Below are 18,447 nucleotides of genomic sequence, written 5' to 3' on the forward strand. Positions count from 1 at the left end.
ACCCGGTCCCGGATCCGGGACACGACCCGTGAGGAGGCTGTCGGTGGCGGTGCGTGCGATCCGGTTGTTCGGCGACCCGGTTCTGCGGACCCCGACCCCGCAGGTCACCGACTTCGGCCCCGAGCTGCACCGTCTCGTCGACGACATGCTCGAGACCATGGATGCCCACCACGGGGCGGGTCTGGCGGCCCCGCAGGTCGGGGTCGGTGCGCGCGTCTTCGTCTTCGACTGCGGCGGCCGGCGCGGACACGTCGTGAACCCCGTGTGGACCGCGTCGGACGACGAGACCCAGACCGGTGCGGAGGGGTGCCTGTCGATCCCCGGCGTCCAGGCCGCGTGCACCCGTGCCGCCCGCGTGCGAGTGAGCGGTGTCGACCGCGACGGCGCACCCGTGACCATGGAGGTCGACGGCATCCTCGCCCGGGCCGTCCAGCACGAGACCGACCATCTCGACGGCGTCCTGTTCCTGCAGCGGCTGTCGCCCGAGGCGCGCCGCGCGGCGATGCGCGTCATCCGCGCGACGCCGTGGTTCACCGCAGGGGAGACGGTCACGGAGAACCCGTCGACCGGGCGTCCCGTCTGGGTCGGCGACGGACTGCCCGCCGACGAACCCGCGGAGGCGCTGCGATGAGGATCGTGTTCGCGGGCACGCCCGAACCGGCGGTCCCGTCGCTGCGGGCGCTGCTCGCGTCGGCGCATCACGAGGTGGTCGGTGTGCTGACCCGTCCCGACGCGGTCGCCGGACGCGGCCGGACGGTCACGCGCTCGCCGATCGGGGTGGTCGCCGACGAGGCCGGTGTCGAGGTCGCGACACCGCGTCGCCTGCGCGACCCCGACGCCCGCGAGACGCTTGAGCGCTGGGCCCCCGACTGCGTGGCCGTCGTCGCCTACGGCGCCCTGGTCCCGCCCGATCTGCTCGACCTCCCCGGCCACGGGTGGATCAACCTGCACTTCTCGCTGCTGCCCGCGTGGCGGGGCGCGGCCCCGGTCCAGGCCGCGATCGCCGCCGGTGACGAGTTCACCGGCGCGAGCACCTTCCGCATCGAGGAGGGCCTCGACACCGGACCGGTGTTCGGCACGCTCACCGAACGCATTCGTCCCGACGACACCAGCGGCGCCCTCCTCGACCGCCTGGCCGACGCCGGGTCGCATCTGCTCGCGTCGACACTCGACGGGATCGAGGCCGGCGAGCTCGTCGCGGTGCCGCAACCCGCCGACGGGGTGAGCGTCGCCCCGAAGATCGAGGTCGCCGACGCGCAGGTGACCTGGAACCGGCCCGCGCACGTCGTGGACCGCCTCATCCGCTCACGCACCCCGGACCCGGGCGCCTGGACCCTGCTCGGCGACACCCGCATCAAGCTCGGGCCGGTGTCCCCGACCGCGGACGGTGACCTCCCCGCCGACGTCGGACCGCTCGCGCCGGGTGCGGTCGCCGCGACAAAGAAGGCGGTGTTCGTCGGCACGGCGTCGACCCCGGTGCGACTCGGCCAGGTCCAGCCGCCCGGCAAGAAGCCGATCCCCGCGGCCGACTGGGCCCGCGGCGCGCGCCTCGACGGGTCCACGGTGCTCGCGTGACCCGCCCGGCCCACCTCCGCGACAAGCCCGTCGACGCCGCCCGGGCGGTCGCCCGCGACGTCCTGCGTGCGGTCCGCGAACGCGACTCGTACGCCAACCTCGTCCTGCCCCGACTGCTCCGCGAGCGCCACGTCACCGGGCGTGACGCCGCGTTCGCCACCGAGCTCGCCTACGGGACCTGCCGCGCGGCGGGTGTCCTCGACGAGGTCATCGCCGCGGCGGCGCGGCGTCCGGTCGCCGAGATCGACCCGACGTTGCTCGACGTGCTCCGCCTGGGCACCTATCAGCTGCTGCGCACGCGCGTGGGATCCCATGCGGCCGTGTCGACCTCGGTCGACCTGGTGCGCTCGGAGGCCGGACAGGGCCCGGCCGGGTTCTGCAACGCCGTGCTGCGCAAGGTCTCCCAGCGCGACGACGACATGTGGACCGACGAGCTCGCACCCCCGATCGGCGAGGACCTCGTCGGCCACCTCGCGTTCCGGTACGCCCACCCGCGGTGGATCGCCGAGGTCTTCGCCGACGCGCTGAGCACGCCGCAGCGTCGGGTCGGGGCGGGGGAGCTGCAGGCGGCACTCGCCGCCGACGACGACCGGCCCGCGGTGCACCTCGTCGCCCGACCCGGGTTGATCACGGCCGACGAACTCGCGGCGGTGACCGGTGGCGAGGTCGGGCGGTGGTCGCCGTACTGCGTGTACCTGCCCGGCGGCGACCCCGGCGAGCTCGAGGCCGTGCGCGAACACATGGCTGGTGTGCAGGACGAGGGCTCCCAGCTCGTCGCCCGGGCCCTGTCGCTGGCGCCGCTCGACGGGCCGGACACCGGCCGGTGGCTCGATCTCTGCGCCGGGCCGGGCGGCAAGGCCGCGCTCCTGGGTGCGCTGGCCGACATCGATCTGGCTCACGTCGACGCCGTCGAACCCGCCGAGCACCGCGCCGACCTCATCCGGCAGGCCACCGACGGTCTGCCGGTGACGGTCCACGTCGCCGACGGTCGGGACAGCGGGCTCACCCCCGGCTACGACCGCATCCTCGTCGACGCGCCGTGCACCGGGCTGGGATCGCTCCGTCGGCGACCCGAGGCGCGGTGGCGACGGACCCCCGACGACGTGGCGCCGCTCGTCACGCTGCAACGCGAACTGCTCACCGCGGCGCTCGGGTTGCTGCGTCCGGGCGGAGCGCTGATCTACTCGACGTGCTCGCCGCACCCCGCCGAGACGCGCGGTGTCGTCGAGGCCGTGGTCGCCGAGACCGGTGCCCAGCTGCTCGACGCGCGTCCACTCGTCGGGGTGGAGTCGGGCGACGGGCCGCTGGAGGGCACCGTCCAGCTGTGGCCGCATCGGCACGGCACCGACGCGATGTTCCTCGCGCTGCTCACCGTGCCGGTGCCCGACAGCGCCCACGGCCCCTCATAGACTCCCGGCCATGCCTGCCGACGCCCCCGTGCGCCCTGATCAGCCGATGATCGCTCCGTCGATCCTGTCCGCCGACTTCGCCAACCTCGCCGCCGAGGCCGACGCCGTCCGCGGCAGCGACTGGCTGCACGTCGACGTGATGGACGCCCACTTCGTGCCCAACCTCACCCTCGGCCTGCCCGTCGTGCAGAGCCTGCTGGGTGCGACGGACATCCCCATCGACTGCCACCTCATGATCGAGGACCCGGCCCGCTGGGCCCCGCCCTACGCCGAGGCCGGCGCCCACAACGTCACCTTCCACGCCGAGGCCACCGACGACCCGACGGCCGTGGCCCGCGACATCCGCGCGGCCGGCGCGAAGGCGGGCCTGAGCATCAAACCCGGCACCGCGCTCGACCCCTACCTCGACATCCTGTCGTCGTTCGACACGCTGCTCGTGATGAGCGTCGAACCCGGGTTCGGCGGGCAGTCGTTCATACCCGACGTGCTCGACAAGGTGCGCACGCTGCGGCGGCGGATCGACACCGACGGGCTGCGGATCCTCGTCGAGATCGACGGCGGCATCAACGCCGACACCATCGAGCAGGCCGCGGAGGCCGGCGTCGACTGCTTCGTCGCGGGGTCCGCGGTCTACGGCGCCGACGACCCGGCCGGCGCCGTGTCCGCGCTGCGCGCGCAGGCCGCCCGCGCCCGCGGCTGATCTCGGTGACCCCCGACCCGCGCGGTACGCGTCCGGGCGACCTGACCGCCGCCATGGCCCTCGCGCTGGAGCAGGGCCTCGCCGCGTGCGGCGTCAGCACGCCGAACCCGCCGGTCGGGGCGGTCGTCCTCGACGCCGACGGTGTGGTGGTCGGGGCCGGGCACACGCAGCCCGTCGGGGGGCCACACGCCGAGGTGATGGCGCTGCGTCAGGCCGGGGGCGCGGCGCGCGGCGGGACCGCGGTGGTGACGCTCGAGCCGTGTGACCACACGGGCCGCACCGGACCCTGCACCCAGGCCCTGCTCGAGGCCGGCGTGGCGCGGGTCGTGTACGCCGTCGACGACCCCGATCCCGTCGCCGGCGGGGGAGCGCAGACCCTCCGCGCGGCGGGCGTCGACGTCGTCGCGGGGGAGTGCGCGGAGGCCGCCGCGTCCGGTGCGCTCGCGGGCTGGCTGCACCGGCGCCGGACCGGCCGGCCACGCGTCACCGCCAAGATCGCCGCCACCCTCGACGGCCGCGTCGCCGCTCCCGACGGGACCAGCCGCTGGATCACCGGACCGGCAGCCCGCGAGCACGTGCACGCCGAACGCGCGCGGCTCGACGCGATCGTCGTCGGCACCGGCACCGTGCGCGTCGACGACCCCGAACTGACCGCCCGCCACGACGACGGGTCACCGCGCCACCGCCAGCCCCGCCGGATCGTGCTGGGACGCAGCGGTGTCCCCGACCGCGCCCGGATGCGCGACACGGGGGAGCCCCCGGTCGAGGTCCTCTCCCATGACCCGCGGGACGTCCTGTCGGCCGCCGCTGACGCCCTCGACGTCCTCGTCGAGGGCGGTCCGACGGTTCTGGGTGCCTTCTTCGCTGCCGACCTCGTCGACCGTGTGCGGGTGTACCTCGCCCCGACGATCCTCGGCGCCGGTCGCGCGTCCGTCGACGACGTCACCGTCGGCACCCTCACCGACGCCCACCGATTCCACCGTGAGTCGGTGCTCGAGCTGGGTGACGACATTCTCATCACGCTGGTCGCAACCCGCTGACCGGCGGTTTCGGGCTGAACGCGTTCTGATCGGGACAGCTCGCTGTGCTAGCGTCGACACAGCGAAGTTCTCAGGGCGGGGTGCAATTCCCCACCGGCGGTGACGGTCTCCCACGACCGAAGCCCGCGAGCGCCCGGACCCCACAGGTCCGGGGTCAGCAGATCCGGTGCGACTCCGGAGCCGACGGTCACAGTCCGGATGAGAGAGAACGGACGTGGTCGTCCTCGACCACGAGACGTGCCGCCCTGAGCTGACGACAGGAGGCACGGTGTTCACCGGCATCATCGAGGAACGTGGCGAGATCGTGCGCCGCGAGGACCTCACCGACGCGGCCCGCTTTGTCATCCGCGGCCCGCTCGTCACCAGCGACGCCGGCCACGGTGACTCCATCGCCGTCAACGGCGTCTGTCTCACCGTCGTCTCCGCGCCCACCGACGGCACCTTCGCCGTCGACGTCATGGCCGAGACGCTCCGCCGCAGCTCGCTGGCCGCGCTCGACGCCGGCGCGCCCGTCAACCTCGAGCGCGCGATGGCTGCGGGCGGTCGTTTCGGCGGCCACATCGTCCAGGGCCACGTCGACGGCACCGGCACCGTCGCGACGATCAGCCCGTCGGAGAACTGGACCGTCATCCGCATCGCGATCCCCGCCGACCTCGCGCGCTACGTCGTCGAGAAGGGATCGATCACGGTCGACGGCGTCTCCCTCACCGTCTCGGCCACCCCGAACGACCCGACCGGCGACAGCTGGTTCGAGATCTCCCTCATCCCCACCACCCTCGACGTCACCACCCTCGGGCGGCTCGCGGTCGGGGACACCGTCAACCTGGAGGTCGACGTGATCGCCAAGTACGTCGAACGACTCGCCGCGCCGCACGCGCGCACCCCGCACGAGAGCGAGGCCTCGGCATGACCGACATCCACCCCGACACCGGGTCGCCGCGCACGGTCGTGCTCGACACCGTCGAGCGCGCGATCGCCGACATCGCCGCGGGCAAGGCCGTCGTCGTGGTCGACGACGAGGACCGCGAGAACGAGGGCGATCTCATCTTCGCCGCGGAGAAGGCCACGCCGGAGCTCGTCGCCTTCATGGTGCGGTACACCTCGGGGTACCTGTGCGTCCCGCTCGCCGGCGCCGACTGCGACCGCCTCGGGCTGCCCCCGATGTACTCGGTGAACCAGGACAAGCACGGGACGGCGTACACGGTCACCGTCGACGCCCGCAAAGGCATCGGCACCGGCATCTCCGCGTCCGACCGGGCCGCGACGATGCGCCTGCTGGCCGACCCGCAGAGCGACGCCGGTGACTTCACCCGCCCCGGGCACGTGGTGCCGCTGCGCGCCAAGGAGGGCGGCGTGCTGCGTCGTCCCGGACACACCGAGGCCGCCGTCGACCTCGCCCGCCTGGCCGGGCTGACGCCCGCCGGCGTCATCTGCGAGATCGTCTCGCAGAAGGACGAGGGCGACATGGCGCACGCCGAGGAGCTGCGCGGGTTCGCCGACGAACACGGCCTGGCCATGATCTCCATCGCCGACCTGATCGCGTGGCGCCGTCGCAACGAGAAGCACGTCGTGCGCGTCGCCGACGCGCGGATCCCCACCGCGCACGGCACCTTCCGGGCCGTCGGCTACACCAGCGTCTACGACGACGCCGAGCACGTCGCGCTCGTCCTCGGTGACATCGCCGGCCCGTCGCAGCGCGGTGAGGACGTGCTCGTGCGGGTGCACTCCGAGTGCCTCACCGGCGACGTCTTCGGCTCGCTGCGCTGTGACTGCGGTCCCCAGCTCGACGCGGCCATGGCCATGGTCGCCGCCGAGGGACGCGGCATCGTGCTCTACATGCGGGGACACGAGGGCCGTGGCATCGGCCTCATGCACAAGCTGCAGGCCTACCAACTGCAGGACGACGGGTCCGACACCGTCGACGCGAACCTGCAGCTCGGCCTCCCCGCCGACGCCCGCGACTACGGCCTCGGGGCGCAGATCCTCGTCGACCTCGGTGTCCGGTCGATGCGGCTGCTCACGAACAACCCGGCCAAGCGCGTCGGTCTCGAGGGCTACGGGCTGCAGATCGTCGACCGTGTGCCGATGCCCGTGCGCGCGACCCCGGAGAACCTGCGGTACTTGCGCACCAAGCGCGACCGGATGGGCCACGACCTCGTCGGACTCGACGACATCGGTCCCGGTGACGTGACGTCGGGGACGGGCGCGTGAGCGGCTCGGGCGAGCCCGTCGTCGAACTCGGGTCGGCGTCGGGGATGCGGCTGGCCATCGCGGCGTCGCAATGGCACGCGGAGATCTGCACCGCACTGCTCGACGGCGCGCTGCGCGTCGCGAAGGACGCCGGCCTCGCGGACCCCACCGTCGTACGGGTGGCCGGGGCGATCGAGCTGCCCGTCATCGTGCAGGCGTTGGCCCGCACCCATGACGCCGTCGTGGCGCTCGGCGTCGTGATCCGCGGCGAGACACCGCATTTCGAGTACGTGTGCGACGCCGTCACCGCCGGGCTGACCCGGGTGTCGCTCGACGAGTCGACGCCGGTCGGCAATGGCGTGCTCACCACCCTCGACGAGGCGCAGGCCCTGGCGCGGTCGGGACTGCCCGGCTCGAGCGAGGACAAGGGCGCCCAGGCCGCGACGGCCGCGTTGGCCTCGGCGATCACGTTGGCGGAGCTGTCCGCCCGGTCGGCGCGGTGAGCAGGACCTCGACCGGCGGGACCGGTGAGTGGGAGCTGCAGTACCGATCGACGCGGACCCCTCGGCTCGCCGTGATCGTCGCCGCGATCGTCTTCGCCGTCCACGTGGTGGTCGGTGTGCTGCTGCGGGTCTCGGACACCGGGGTGACGTTCCGTCTCTCCGACCAGATCGGGTTCGCGCTCATCGGTGCCGTGTGGGCCGCCGCGATCCTCACGTTCACCCGGCCGCGCATCCGCGCCGGCGCCCGCGGCGTCGAGATCCGGAACCTGGTGGGGGAGAAGTCGTTCGACTGGGATGTCGTCGAGGGCATCTGGTACCCCGACAAGGGCCGCTGGGCGCGGCTCGAACTCCCCGACGACGAGAACGTCCCCGTCATGGCAATCCAGGCCACCGACGGCCAACTCGCCGTCGAGGCGATGGAACGCTTCCGGGAGATCCACGCCCGGCACCGCGCCGACGCCCCCTCCTGACCCCGGCCCCACCCCGTCGAGTGGGCGCTTCCAGACGTCGGGTGTGCGTTTCCGGACGTCGGGTGGGCGTTTCCGGACGCGGGTCGTCGGTAGCCGCCCAGTCGACGTCCGTAGTCGCCCACTCGACGGGTGAGGACGGCCGATCTATCGGGTGTCGCCCTCCACGACACCCTCGCGGCGGGGGTCGGCGCCGCCGATCCAGCCGTCGCCGTCGCGCATGATCGCCCCGAGACCCGAACTCTGGTCCGCCACCGACACCTGGTGACTCTTGGCGCGCAGCTGCTGCACCAGCGGGTCCCGATCGCCGTTGTCGGCGGCGTCGATGTCGGGGTGCTCCCCGCCGACGTTGGTGGTCGGGGAGTTCGCGGCCCCGAAGTCGACCGCGCCGACCGCCTGTTGCGGGTCGAGACCCCAGTCGAGCATGGCCACGAGCGTCTTCACGACGAACTGGATGATCACCGAGCCGCCGGGGGAGCCCATCGTCCCGACCGGCGCGCCGCGGGACCCGTCGGGCTGGGCGGCGAACACCAGCGTCGGGGACATCGAACTGCGCGGCCGCTTGCCGGGTGCCACGCGGTTGGCCAGCGGTCGTCCGTCGTCGCCGGTCGGCGCGGCGGAGAAGTCGGTCAGCTGGTTGTTCAGCACGAACCCGTCGACGAGGTGGAACGAGCCGAACGACGACTCGACGGTCGTCGTCATCGACGCCATGTTCCCCTGCCGGTCGACGATGGAGATCTGGCTCGTGCCGTGCTCGGGGGTGTCGCGCCCGACCGGCACGTCACCGAGATCCCCGTGCGTCGCCGTGCCCATCGACCGGTTGCGGTCGATCAGTGCCGCCCGCGATCGCAGGTAGTCCGGGTTCAGCAGCGCCGCGGGCGATCCGTCCGGCAGCGGCACGAAGTCGGTGTCGGCGACGTAGGCGTCGCGGTCGGCGTAGGCCAGCCGTTCGGCCTCGGAGATCAGGTGCACCGCCTCCGCTGTGGGCCGGCCCCCGTTGCGGTCGAGGTCGGTGGGGCGCAGCGCCGACAGGTCGAACGACGACAGGATCCCCAGCGTCGACGCGACGGTGATCCCACCCGAGGACGGCGGCGGCATGCCGCACAGCACGTGGTCGCGGTACCGGGTGCACAGCGCCGTGCGCTTCTTCGCCCGGTACCCGGCGAGGTCGGCGAGTGTCGTGACCCCGGGGGTCATCGGTTCCGATGCGCCGGTGGGCGACAGCCGGGTGGTGCGCCCGATGGCCTCGACGACGTCGCGCGCGATGGCCCCGGTGTAGAAGGCATCGGGGCCGTCGGAGGCGATGGCGCCCAACGTCTTCGCGTACGCCGGGTTGGTCAGCACCGTGCCCGCGGGCTTCGGCGAGCCGTTCGGCTCGAGCAGGTACGAGCGCGCCTCCGGGTCCGACGCGAGGTCGTCGCGGCTGTCGGAGATCGCGGCCGCCATCCGTGGGCTGATCGCGAAGCCGTTGTCCGACAGCGCGATCGCGGGGTCGAAGAGGGAGCGCCAGGGCTTGGCGCCGTGGTCGTCGTGGGCCATCTCCAGCATCCGCAGCACGCCGGGCGTCCCGATGGACCGCCCGCTCGCCCGCGCCGAGGGGATCGGCGTCCGGGGATCGGTGGGGCTGATCTGCCGGAGGTACTCGCCGGTCGCGGCGGCGGGAGCCGTCTCGCGACCGTCGTAGGCCTGCACCGAGTTCGACGCCCTGTCGAAGTAGACGAGGAACGCACCACCACCGATACCTGTCGCCTGGGGTTCCACGAGACCGAGGACCGCCTGCGCGGCGACCAGGCCGTCGGCCGCCGTGCCGCCGTCGGCGACCACCTCGCACGCCGCGCGGGTCGCGAGCGGGTTCGCGGTGACGACGGCGAAGGACTTCGTGCGGACCGGGGACAATCCGGCGCGGTAGCCGGTCGCGACCTCGGGGGCGGTGGCGATGTCGCGCGAGGACGGACCCGCGGAGGCCGGTGCCCCCTGCGCTGCCGTCGACGCTCCCGGAGTGGTGGTCGTGCACACACCGGGCCCCGTGGTGTCGGGGGAGGACGTCGACGAACAGGCGCCGACCCCGAGCGCGACGACCGCCACGAGGCACCCGATCCGCACCACCGGCCGTGCCGGTCCACTGCGCTCCCGCATGTCGCGTCACCTTCTCCCGTCCGGGCCCTCCCGCCGTACGGACGGGGCCGTGCACTCCGGGACGCTAGCCCACCCGGGCCGTCGGAGTGGGGTACTAACCTGGACCGGTGCCCGATCCGACCACGTACCGCCCGGCGCCGGGGAGCATCCCCACCGACCCGGGCGTCTACAAGTTCCGGGATCCGCACGGACGCGTCATCTACGTCGGCAAGGCGAAGAACCTGCGGTCCCGCCTGACCTCGTACTTCCAGGACCTCTCCGGCCTGCACCCCCGCACCCGTCGCATGGTCACCACCGCCGGGTCTGTCGAGTGGACGGTCGTGACGACCGAGGTCGAGGCGCTGCAGCTCGAGTACAACTGGATCAAGCAGTTCGACCCGCGGTTCAACGTCCGCTACCGCGACGACAAGTCGTATCCGATGCTCGCGGTCACCCTGAACGAGGAGTACCCCCGGCTGTTCGTCTACCGAGGGCCGCGACGCAAGGGCGTCCGCTACTTCGGTCCCTATGCGCACGCGTGGGCGATCCGCGAGACGCTCGACCTGCTGACCCGTGTCTTCCCCGCTCGCACCTGCTCGGCGGGCGTGTTCAAACGGCACGGACAGATCGACCGGCCCTGCCTCCTCGGCTACATCGACAAGTGCTCCGCGCCGTGCGTGGGCCGTGTCGACGCGGCCGAGCACCGGCAGATCGTCGAGGACTTCTGCGACTTCCTCGCCGGTCGCACCGACCGGATGATCCGCAACCTCGAGACCCAGATGGCCTCGGCCGCCGAGGATCTCGACTTCGAACGCGCGGCGCGCCTGCGCGACGACGTCGGAGCCCTGAAGCGTGCACTGGAGAAGCAGGCCGTGGTCCTCGGCGACGGGACCGACGCCGACGTCATCGCGATGGTCGCCGACGACCTCGAGGTGTCGGTGCAGATGTTCCACGTGCGTGGAGGCCGTGTCCGTGGTCAGCGCGGCTGGGTCGTGGAACGGGTCGACGACCTGTCCGGCGGCGACGGCACCGCCACGGACGGCGACGGGACCGACGGCCCCGACCTGTCCGAGCAGGTGGCCCAGTTCCTCACCCAGTTCTACGGCGAACAGGTCGACCAGGCGGCCACCGTCGCCGATGGCGAGCCCGGTGGGGTCGAGTCGGTGCCGCGTCAGGTGCTGGTGCCGGTGCTCCCGCCCGACGCCGACGAGTTCTCCCGCTGGCTGTCGGGACTGCGCGGCGCGCAGGTGAGTCTGCGTGTGCCCCAGCGCGGTGACAAGAAAGCCCTCTTCGACACGGTGGCGCGCAACGCCGGTGAGGCGCTGACGCAGCACAAGCTCAAGCGCGCAGGCGATCTCACGACCCGCTCGGCCGCGCTCACCGAGATCCAGGAGACCCTCGGTCTCGACGACGCACCGCTGCGGATCGAGTGCATCGACATCTCGCACGTCCAGGGCACCGACGTCGTCGCGTCGCTCGTCGTGTTCGAGGACGGTCTGCCGCGCAAGTCCGACTACCGGCACTACAGCATCCGGGAGGCCGCCGGCGACGGCCGCAGCGACGACGTCGCGTCTATCGCCGAGGTCACCCGACGACGCTTCCTCCGTCACCGCGCCGACGCACACCGCAGCGATCCCGCCGACCCGACGGCCACCGTGTCCTCGTCGACCGGCGGGGACCCGATGCCCGACAACGGCGGTGACCTGGCACCGGAGGCCGCGATCGATCCGGCGACCGGCCGCCCGCGCCGGTTCGCGTACCCGCCCAACCTGTTCGTCGTCGACGGCGGTGGTCCGCAGGTGCGGGCGGCGGCCGAGGTCCTCGACGAGCTCGGCGTGACCGACGTGTCGGTGATCGGCCTCGCCAAGCGTCTCGAGGAGGTGTGGACCCCCGACGACGAGGACCCGGTCATCTTCCCGCGCTCGAGCGAGGCACTGTTCCTGCTGCAGCGTGTCCGCGACGAGGCACACCGCTTCGCGATCACCTACCACCGCAGCAAGCGCAGCAAGCGGATGACGGCCTCGGCGCTCGACGGCGTCCCGGGATTGGGGGAGACCCGACGCAAGGCGCTCGTCACCCACTTCGGTTCCGTCGCACGGCTGAAGCAGGCGTCGGTCGAGGAGATCGCCGGTGTCCCCGGCATCGGTCCGTCCACGGCGGCTGCCGTACAGCGTGCACTCGCGGAGCCGGCGTCGTGAGCGACGACACCCGCGACGCGCAGGGCATGCTGCTCGAGGACGGTGCGGGGCGTGACCTCGACGTCCTGCTCGTCACCGGCATGTCCGGCGCGGGGCGGGGGACCGTCGCACGGCTCCTCGAGGACCTCGGGTGGTACGTGACGGACAACGTGCCGTCGCCGCTGATCCCACGCACGGTGATCGTCGCCCGCCAGGAGACACCGGACACCAACCGTGTGGCCGTCGTGATGCGCACACCCACAGCGGCGTTCGCGGCCGGCGTCAGCGACGTCCGGTCCGACCTGGAGTCCACCGGTGCCGCCGTGCGCCTGCTCTTCCTCGACGCCGACGACGCCGCGCTCGTCCGCCGCTACGAGCAGGTGCGGCGACGTCACCCGTTCCAGCAGGACGGCACCCTCGTCGACGCGATCGCTCGGGAACGGGCGGCCCTGGCCGGGGTGTCGGAGTCGGCCGACCTCGCCGTCGACACCTCCGGGTTGTCGGTCACCGCGCTGCGCACCATCGTCGACAACGCCTTCGCCCAGCCGTCGGGGACCGACGTGCGGATCACGGTGCAGTCGTTCGGGTTCAAGTACGGACTGCCCATCGACGCCGACCTCGTCGCGGACGTCCGCTTCCTGCCCAACCCGTACTGGGTGGCCGAGCTGCGCGACCTCACCGGCCGCGACGACCCGGTGTCCACCTACGTCCTCGGTCAACCCGGCGCTGACGCCTGGCTGGAGGCCTACGAGCGCATCGTGCGCCTCACCGCCGAGGGGTACACGCGAGAGGGCAAGCGCTACATGACCGTGGCGATCGGCTGCACCGGCGGCAAGCACCGCAGCGTCGCGATGTCGACCGAGCTCGCCCGCCGCCTGTGCGCGCCGGCCGCCGACACCACGTGGCCCGGCGCCGACCGCGCCGACCTCACCCCGTTCGACGCCCGCGCCGTCCACCGCGACCTGGGCAGGGAATGACGACGCCCGCGCCGCGGTCCGCGGTCGCGCTCGGGGGCGGTCACGGTCTGTACGCCACCGTGACCGCACTGCGGCAGGTCTGCGAGCACGTCACCGCCGTCGTCACCGTCGCCGACGACGGCGGCTCGTCGGGTCGGCTGCGTTCCGAGCTCGCGGTGATCCCGCCGGGGGACCTGCGGATGGCGCTGGCCGCCCTGCTCGAGGCGGACGCCGACGGTCCCGACGACCCCGCCGCGCGGTGGGCGGCGGTGCTGCAGCACCGATTCCGCGGGCGCGGCGCACTCGCCGGACACCCCATCGGCAACCTCCTCCTGGCCGGACTGCAGGAACATCTCGGCGATCCCGTCACCGCGCTCGACGCCATGGTCGAGCTGTTCGGCGTCACCGGGCGGGTGCTGCCGATGTCCACGGTGCCGCTCGGCATCGAGGCCGACGTCTCCGGCCTCGAGGACGACCCCCGGATCAGTCGGTCGATCGCAGGACAGGTCGCGGTCGCGACCACCCCCGGCAAGGTCCGACGCGTCCGTCTGCTGCCGCCCGACCCACCCGCCTGCGACGCCGCCCTGGAGGCCATCGCGTCCGCGGATCTGGTCACGCTCGGGCCGGGGTCGTGGTTCTCCAGCGTCATCCCGCACGTCCTGGTGCCGGACCAACTCGCCGCACTGCGGGCGACGTCGGCGCGGCGGGTGTTGTTCGTGAACCTCGCGCCCGAACCGGGTGAGACGAGCGGTTTCTCGGTCGAGCGGCACCTGCACGTCCTGCACGCCCACGCCGACGACCTGCGCATCGACGACGTCGTCATCGACGGCGCATCGGTGCCCTCGGAACGAGAACGCGACCACGTGCGGCGCGCGGCCGACCGCTTCGGCGCCACCCTGCACGTGGCCGACCTCGCGCGTCCCGGGACGCAGACCCACGATCCGGGGAGAGTGGCAGCCATGGTGCATACGCTGACCGGGGCTCGACAGGGTGGCTACTCTGACGGGGCCGACCGGTCGGGCGGGGGTGACGCCGAGGGGACCGGACCGTCGCCGGGGTGATCCCCCGGCGCGACGGGGCACCACGCGGGGGAACGACGCGACGAGAGACTCCGGGCACACCCGGGCAGGAGGACGACAACCGGTGGCGATGACAGCGGCCGTCAAGGACGAGCTCAGTCGGCTCGTCGTGACCCAGACGAGTTGCCGGAAGGCCGAGGTGTCCGCGCTGCTCCGCTTCGCCGGCGGTCTCCACATCGTCGCGGGCCGTGTGATCGTCGAGGCCGAGGTCGATCTCGGCAACGTCGCGCGACGCCTGCGCAAGGAGATCTTCGACCTCTACGGCTACAACTCCGAGGTCCACGTGTTGCGCAGCGGCGGGATCCGCAAGGGCTCGCGCTACGTCGTCCGCGTCACGAAGGACGGCGAGGCGTTGGCGCGCCAGACGGGTCTGCTCGACCTGCGCGGGCGTCCCGTGCGGGGCCTGCCGGCGCAGGTCGTCGGCGGCGGTGTCGCCGACGCCGAGGCCGCCTGGCGCGGCGCGTTCCTCGCCCACGGCTCGCTCACCGAACCCGGACGGTCGTCGGCGCTGGAGGTCAGCTGTCCCGGGCCGGAGGCCGCGCTCGCCCTCGTCGGCGCCGCCCGACGCCTCGGCGTCCCCGCGAAGGCCCGCGAGGTCCGCGGCGCGGACCGCGTCGTCATCCGGGACGGCGAGGCCATCGGTGCGCTGCTGACCCGGATGGGCGCGCAGGACACCCGACTCACGTGGGAGGAGCGCCGGATGCGGCGCGAGGTGCGCGCCACCGCGAACCGTCTCGCCAACTTCGACGACGCGAACCTGCGGCGATCGGCCCGTGCCGCGGTGGCCGCCGCCGCCCGCGTCGAACGCGCGCTCGAGATCCTCGGCGACACCGTCCCCGACCACCTGCTCAACGCCGGCCGGCTGCGCGTCGAGCACCGGCAGGCGTCGCTGGAGGAGCTCGGTCAGCTGGCCGACCCGCCGATGACCAAGGACGCCGTCGCCGGTCGGATCCGGCGACTGCTGTCGATGGCGGACAAGAAGGCCGCGGCCGAGGGCATCCCCGACACCGAGTCCGCGGTCACCGCGGATCTGCTCGACGAGGCCTGAGCCCCGACCACGCGGCCGACGGACCGGCCGTCGCGGGTGCGGGCCCGCCCGATTAGGGTGATCGGTGACCGCGGGCCGGGTGGCTCGCACCGGTACTGCAGAGGGAGCACAACGTGACCGTTCGGGTAGGCGTCAACGGATTCGGCCGGATCGGTCGCAACTTCTTCCGCGCCGTCGAGGCCCAGAAGGCGCTCGGCAGCACCGACATCGAGATCGTCGCGGTCAACGACCTCACCGACAACGACACCCTCGCGCACCTGCTCAAGTTCGACTCGATCCTCGGCCGCCTGCCGCAGGACGTGAGCGCCTCGGGCGACACCATCACCGTCGGCGACCAGGAGATCAAGGGCCTCTCGGTCAAGGAGGGCCCGTCGGCGCTGCCGTGGGGCGACCTCGGTGTCGACGTCGTCGTCGAGTCGACCGGCATCTTCACCGCGCGCGACAAGGCCCAGGGCCACCTCGACGCCGGCGCGAAGAAGGTCATCATCTCCGCGCCCGCGTCCGACGAGGACATCACCATCGTGATGGGCGTCAACGACGACAAGTACGACGGCAGCCAGAACATCATCTCCAACGCCTCGTGCACCACGAACTGCCTCGGCCCGCTGGCCAAGGTCCTCAACGACGAGTTCGGCATCGTCAAGGGCCTCATGACCACGGTCCACGCCTACACGCAGGACCAGAACCTGCAGGACGGTCCGCACAAGGACCTGCGTCGCGCCCGCGCCGCCGCCATCAACGTCGTCCCGACCTCGACCGGTGCCGCGAAGGCGATCGGCCTGGTGCTGCCGGAGCTCAAGGGCAAGCTCGACGGGTACGCGCTGCGCGTGCCGATCCCGACCGGCTCGGTCACCGACCTCACCGCGCACCTGTCGAAGTCGGCGTCGGTCGAGGACATCAACGCCGCGATGAAGTCCGCCGCCGAGGGGAAGCTCAAGGGCATCCTCAAGTACTACGACGCGCCGATCGTCTCCTCCGACATCGTCACCGACCCGCACAGCTCGCTGTTCGACGCAGGCCTGACCAAGGTCATCGACGACCAGGCCAAGGTCGTCTCCTGGTACGACAACGAGTGGGGCTACTCCAACCGCCTGGTCGACCTCATCGGCCTCGTCGGCAAGTCCCTCTGAGGCGCACGTCCATGGCGCTGCAGACCCTGCAGGATCTCCTCGACGCCGGGGTGTCCGGCCGCATCGTGCTGGTGCGGTCGGACCTCAACGTCCCGCTCGACGGCTCCACCATCACCGACCCGGGGCGCATCGTGGCCTCGGCGCCGACCATCGCGAAGCTCGCGGAGGCCGGTGCGTCGGTGATCGTGACCGCGCACCTCGGTCGTCCGAGGGGTGAGCCCGACCCGAATTACTCGCTGGCGCCCGTCGCGCAGCGCCTGAGGGAGGAACTGGGCCGCAACGTCCAGCTCGCCTCCGACGTCGTCGGCACCGATGCGCTCGCCCGCGCCGAGGGTCTCACCGACGGCGACGTGCTGCTGCTCGAGAACGTGCGGTTCGACGCACGGGAGACGTCCAAGGACGCCTCGGAGCGCGAGTCGCTGGCGAAGGCCCTCGTCGAACTCGTCGGCGACGACGGCGCGTTCGTCTCCGATGGCTTCGGGGTGGTCCACCGCGAACAGGCCTCGGTGTACGACGTCGCGAAACTGTTGCCGCACTACGCCGGTGACCTCGTCCGCTCCGAGGTCGAGGTGCTGCGCAAGCTCACCGCCGAGGTCGAGCGGCCGTACGCCGTCGTGCTGGGCGGGTCCAAGGTCTCCGACAAGCTCGGGGTCATCGAGGCGCTGGCCCCGAAGGTCGACACGCTCGTCATCGGTGGCGGGATGGCGTTCACCTTCCTGGTGGCGCAGGGCTACTCGGTGGGCAGCTCGCTGCTGCAGGAGGACCAGGTCGACGTCTGCAAGGACCTGCTCGAGCGCTTCGGCGACGTCATCCACCTGCCGGTGGACGTCGTCGTCGCCGACTCCTTCTCCGCCGACGCGGAGGCGAAGACGGTCGCGTCGTCGGAGATCCCCGACGGCTGGATGGGTCTCGACATCGGCCCGGAGTCGGTGAAGCGCTTCGCGGCGGTGCTCTCGGGTGCACGCACGATCTTCTGGAACGGCCCGTCGGGCGTCTTCGAGTTCGCGAAGTTCTCCGCCGGTACCCGCGGTGTGGCCGAGGCGATCGCGCAGGCCACGACGCAGGGCGCCTTCAGCGTCGTCGGTGGCGGCGACTCCGCGGCGGCGGTCCGTTCGCTGGGCCTGCCGGACGACGGCTTCTCCCACATCTCGACCGGCGGCGGCGCGTCGCTGGAGTACCTGGAGGGCAAGCAGCTGCCCGGCCTGACGGTTCTGGAGGACTGAGCACGTGGCGACCCGCAAGCCGCTCATCGCCGGCAACTGGAAGTGCAACCTGAACCACCTCGAGGCGATCGCCCTGGTGCAGAAGATCGCGTTCGCGCTGCCGGCGAAGTACTTCGACCACGTCGACGTGACGGTGATCCCGCCGTTCACCGACATCCGCAGCGTGCAGACCGTCGTCGACGGCGACAAGCTGCTGCTCACCTACGGTGCGCAGGACCTGTCGCAGCACGACTCCGGTGCCTACACCGGGGAGATCAGCGGCGCGTTCCTCGCCAAGCTCGGCTGCACCTTCGTCGTCGTCGGGCACTCCGAGCGGCGGACGCTGCACGGCGAGACCGACGAGATCGTGCTGGCCAAGACCACGGCCGCTTTGCGGCACGAGCTCACCCCGATCGTCTGCATCGGGGAGGGGCTCGACGTCCGCGAGGCCGGGGATCACGTCGCGCACAACGTCGCGCAGCTGCGCGGGTCGCTGGCGGGTCTGACCGCCGAGCAGATCGCCCGCGTCGTCATCGCCTACGAGCCCGTCTGGGCCATCGGCACCGGGCGGGTGGCGTCGGCGTCGGACGCGCAGGAGGTCTGCGCCGCGGTGCGGGCGACGCTGCGTGAGCTCGCCGGGGACGACGTCGCCGGGTCGGTGCGCGTCCTCTACGGCGGGTCGGTGAACGCCAAGAACGTCGGTGAGATCGTCGGACAGCCCGACATCGACGGTGCCCTCGTCGGTGGCGCGTCACTGAAGTCCGACGAGTTCGCGACGCTGTCGGCCATCGCCGCGGGCGGGCCCCTGCCCTGACGGGCGTCCGGTCCTGACCCCTGGCCGGGTCGGCCGGGATCG

The 18,447-nt window shown here is 72.5% G+C and carries 17 protein-coding genes and 1 riboswitch; of the genes, 16 read left to right on the forward strand and 1 reads right to left on the reverse strand.

Going from position 1 to position 18,447, the window contains the following annotated elements; genetic code table 11:
* The first annotated feature begins 43 nt into the window (after nucleotides 1-43).
* The 9 genes from def (at nucleotide 44) to LX12_RS01845 (ending at nucleotide 7,887) form a co-directional block, all read left to right on the forward strand.
* The gene (gene def / locus LX12_RS01805; protein WP_253652776.1) at nucleotides 44-631 is read left to right on the forward strand and encodes a peptide deformylase; all 588 of its coding nucleotides are present in this window, start codon (nucleotides 44-46) and stop codon (nucleotides 629-631) included.
* Nucleotides 628-1,575 carry a methionyl-tRNA formyltransferase gene (locus tag LX12_RS01810; RefSeq protein WP_253652777.1) on the forward strand — a complete coding sequence of 316 codons (948 nt, stop codon included), beginning with the start codon at nucleotides 628-630 and terminating at the stop codon, nucleotides 1,573-1,575. The genes def and LX12_RS01810 overlap by 4 nt, the downstream gene beginning before the upstream one ends.
* On the forward strand, nucleotides 1,572-2,984 hold the full coding sequence (locus LX12_RS01815; protein ID WP_253652778.1) for an RsmB/NOP family class I SAM-dependent RNA methyltransferase: 1,413 nt from the start codon (nucleotides 1,572-1,574) through the stop codon (nucleotides 2,982-2,984). The genes LX12_RS01810 and LX12_RS01815 overlap by 4 nt, the downstream gene beginning before the upstream one ends.
* A gap of 10 nt (nucleotides 2,985-2,994) precedes the next feature.
* Nucleotides 2,995-3,684, forward strand: a complete 690-nt coding sequence (rpe, locus tag LX12_RS01820) for a ribulose-phosphate 3-epimerase (protein ID WP_253652779.1) — start codon at nucleotides 2,995-2,997, stop codon at nucleotides 3,682-3,684.
* A 53-nt stretch (nucleotides 3,685-3,737) separates the two neighbouring features.
* The gene (gene ribD / locus LX12_RS01825) at nucleotides 3,738-4,724 is read left to right on the forward strand and encodes a bifunctional diaminohydroxyphosphoribosylaminopyrimidine deaminase/5-amino-6-(5-phosphoribosylamino)uracil reductase RibD (RefSeq protein WP_253653152.1); all 987 of its coding nucleotides are present in this window, start codon (nucleotides 3,738-3,740) and stop codon (nucleotides 4,722-4,724) included.
* Nucleotides 4,725-4,786: 62 nt separating this feature from the next.
* A riboswitch (FMN riboswitch) is annotated at nucleotides 4,787-4,938 on the forward strand.
* Between the two features lie 54 nt (nucleotides 4,939-4,992).
* Nucleotides 4,993-5,634 (forward strand): riboflavin synthase, encoded by a 642-nt coding sequence (locus LX12_RS01830; RefSeq protein WP_253652780.1) that lies wholly within the window; start codon nucleotides 4,993-4,995, stop codon nucleotides 5,632-5,634.
* The gene (locus LX12_RS01835; RefSeq protein WP_253652781.1) at nucleotides 5,631-6,935 is read left to right on the forward strand and encodes a bifunctional 3,4-dihydroxy-2-butanone-4-phosphate synthase/GTP cyclohydrolase II; all 1,305 of its coding nucleotides are present in this window, start codon (nucleotides 5,631-5,633) and stop codon (nucleotides 6,933-6,935) included. The genes LX12_RS01830 and LX12_RS01835 overlap by 4 nt, the downstream gene beginning before the upstream one ends.
* The gene (ribH, locus tag LX12_RS01840; protein ID WP_253652782.1) at nucleotides 6,932-7,417 is read left to right on the forward strand and encodes a 6,7-dimethyl-8-ribityllumazine synthase; all 486 of its coding nucleotides are present in this window, start codon (nucleotides 6,932-6,934) and stop codon (nucleotides 7,415-7,417) included. The genes LX12_RS01835 and ribH overlap by 4 nt, the downstream gene beginning before the upstream one ends.
* Nucleotides 7,414-7,887 carry a PH domain-containing protein gene (locus tag LX12_RS01845; RefSeq protein ID WP_253652783.1) on the forward strand — a complete coding sequence of 158 codons (474 nt, stop codon included), beginning with the start codon at nucleotides 7,414-7,416 and terminating at the stop codon, nucleotides 7,885-7,887. The genes ribH and LX12_RS01845 overlap by 4 nt, the downstream gene beginning before the upstream one ends.
* A 144-nt stretch (nucleotides 7,888-8,031) precedes the next feature.
* Here LX12_RS01845 and LX12_RS01850 read toward each other — a convergent pair whose 3' ends face one another.
* Nucleotides 8,032-10,020: a gamma-glutamyltransferase family protein gene (locus tag LX12_RS01850; RefSeq protein ID WP_253652784.1), complete on the reverse strand. Its 1,989-nt coding sequence runs from the start codon at nucleotides 10,018-10,020 to the stop codon at nucleotides 8,032-8,034.
* Between the two features lie 107 nt (nucleotides 10,021-10,127).
* On the opposite strand from LX12_RS01850, the gene uvrC reads away from it, so the two are divergent.
* From uvrC to tpiA, 7 genes are all read left to right on the forward strand, one after another.
* Nucleotides 10,128-12,197, forward strand: a complete 2,070-nt coding sequence (gene uvrC / locus LX12_RS01855; RefSeq protein ID WP_253652785.1) for an excinuclease ABC subunit UvrC — start codon at nucleotides 10,128-10,130, stop codon at nucleotides 12,195-12,197.
* Nucleotides 12,198-12,223: 26 nt separating this feature from the next.
* On the forward strand, nucleotides 12,224-13,153 hold the full coding sequence (gene rapZ / locus LX12_RS01860) for an RNase adapter RapZ (protein WP_301284105.1): 930 nt from the start codon (nucleotides 12,224-12,226) through the stop codon (nucleotides 13,151-13,153).
* Nucleotides 13,150-14,193 (forward strand): gluconeogenesis factor YvcK family protein, encoded by a 1,044-nt coding sequence (locus LX12_RS01865; protein ID WP_253652787.1) that lies wholly within the window; start codon nucleotides 13,150-13,152, stop codon nucleotides 14,191-14,193. The genes rapZ and LX12_RS01865 overlap by 4 nt, the downstream gene beginning before the upstream one ends.
* Nucleotides 14,194-14,281: 88 nt before the next feature.
* Nucleotides 14,282-15,259 (forward strand): DNA-binding protein WhiA, encoded by a 978-nt coding sequence (gene whiA, locus LX12_RS01870; RefSeq protein WP_253653153.1) that lies wholly within the window; start codon nucleotides 14,282-14,284, stop codon nucleotides 15,257-15,259.
* 113 nt (nucleotides 15,260-15,372) lie between these two features.
* The gene (gene gap, locus LX12_RS01875; protein WP_253652788.1) at nucleotides 15,373-16,389 is read left to right on the forward strand and encodes a type I glyceraldehyde-3-phosphate dehydrogenase; all 1,017 of its coding nucleotides are present in this window, start codon (nucleotides 15,373-15,375) and stop codon (nucleotides 16,387-16,389) included.
* An 11-nt stretch (nucleotides 16,390-16,400) separates the two neighbouring features.
* Complete coding sequence (locus LX12_RS01880) at nucleotides 16,401-17,612, forward strand: phosphoglycerate kinase (protein ID WP_253652789.1); 1,212 nt, start codon at nucleotides 16,401-16,403, stop codon at nucleotides 17,610-17,612.
* A 4-nt stretch (nucleotides 17,613-17,616) separates the two neighbouring features.
* Nucleotides 17,617-18,405, forward strand: a complete 789-nt coding sequence (gene tpiA, locus LX12_RS01885; protein WP_253652790.1) for a triose-phosphate isomerase — start codon at nucleotides 17,617-17,619, stop codon at nucleotides 18,403-18,405.
* Nucleotides 18,406-18,447 lie beyond the last annotated feature (42 nt).

This window comes from Williamsia serinedens, from assembly GCF_024171725.1.
GTDB classification, from domain to species: domain Bacteria; phylum Actinomycetota; class Actinomycetes; order Mycobacteriales; family Mycobacteriaceae; genus Williamsia_A; species Williamsia_A serinedens.

Coding starts and splice junctions, on each gene's coding strand:
- LX12_RS01810 (WP_253652777.1), top strand. CDS start 628: ATGAGGATCGTGTTCGCGGGCACGCCCGAACCGGCGGTCCCGTCGCTG.
- rapZ (WP_301284105.1), top strand. CDS start 12,224: ATGCTGCTCGAGGACGGTGCGGGGCGTGACCTCGACGTCCTGCTCGTC.
- rpe (WP_253652779.1), top strand. CDS start 2,995: ATGCCTGCCGACGCCCCCGTGCGCCCTGATCAGCCGATGATCGCTCCG.
- LX12_RS01835 (WP_253652781.1), top strand. CDS start 5,631: ATGACCGACATCCACCCCGACACCGGGTCGCCGCGCACGGTCGTGCTC.
- whiA (WP_253653153.1), top strand. CDS start 14,282: ATGACAGCGGCCGTCAAGGACGAGCTCAGTCGGCTCGTCGTGACCCAG.
- LX12_RS01850 (WP_253652784.1), bottom strand. CDS start 10,020: ATGCGGGAGCGCAGTGGACCGGCACGGCCGGTGGTGCGGATCGGGTGC.
- ribD (WP_253653152.1), top strand. CDS start 3,738: ATGGCCCTCGCGCTGGAGCAGGGCCTCGCCGCGTGCGGCGTCAGCACG.
- LX12_RS01880 (WP_253652789.1), top strand. CDS start 16,401: ATGGCGCTGCAGACCCTGCAGGATCTCCTCGACGCCGGGGTGTCCGGC.
- LX12_RS01865 (WP_253652787.1), top strand. CDS start 13,150: ATGACGACGCCCGCGCCGCGGTCCGCGGTCGCGCTCGGGGGCGGTCAC.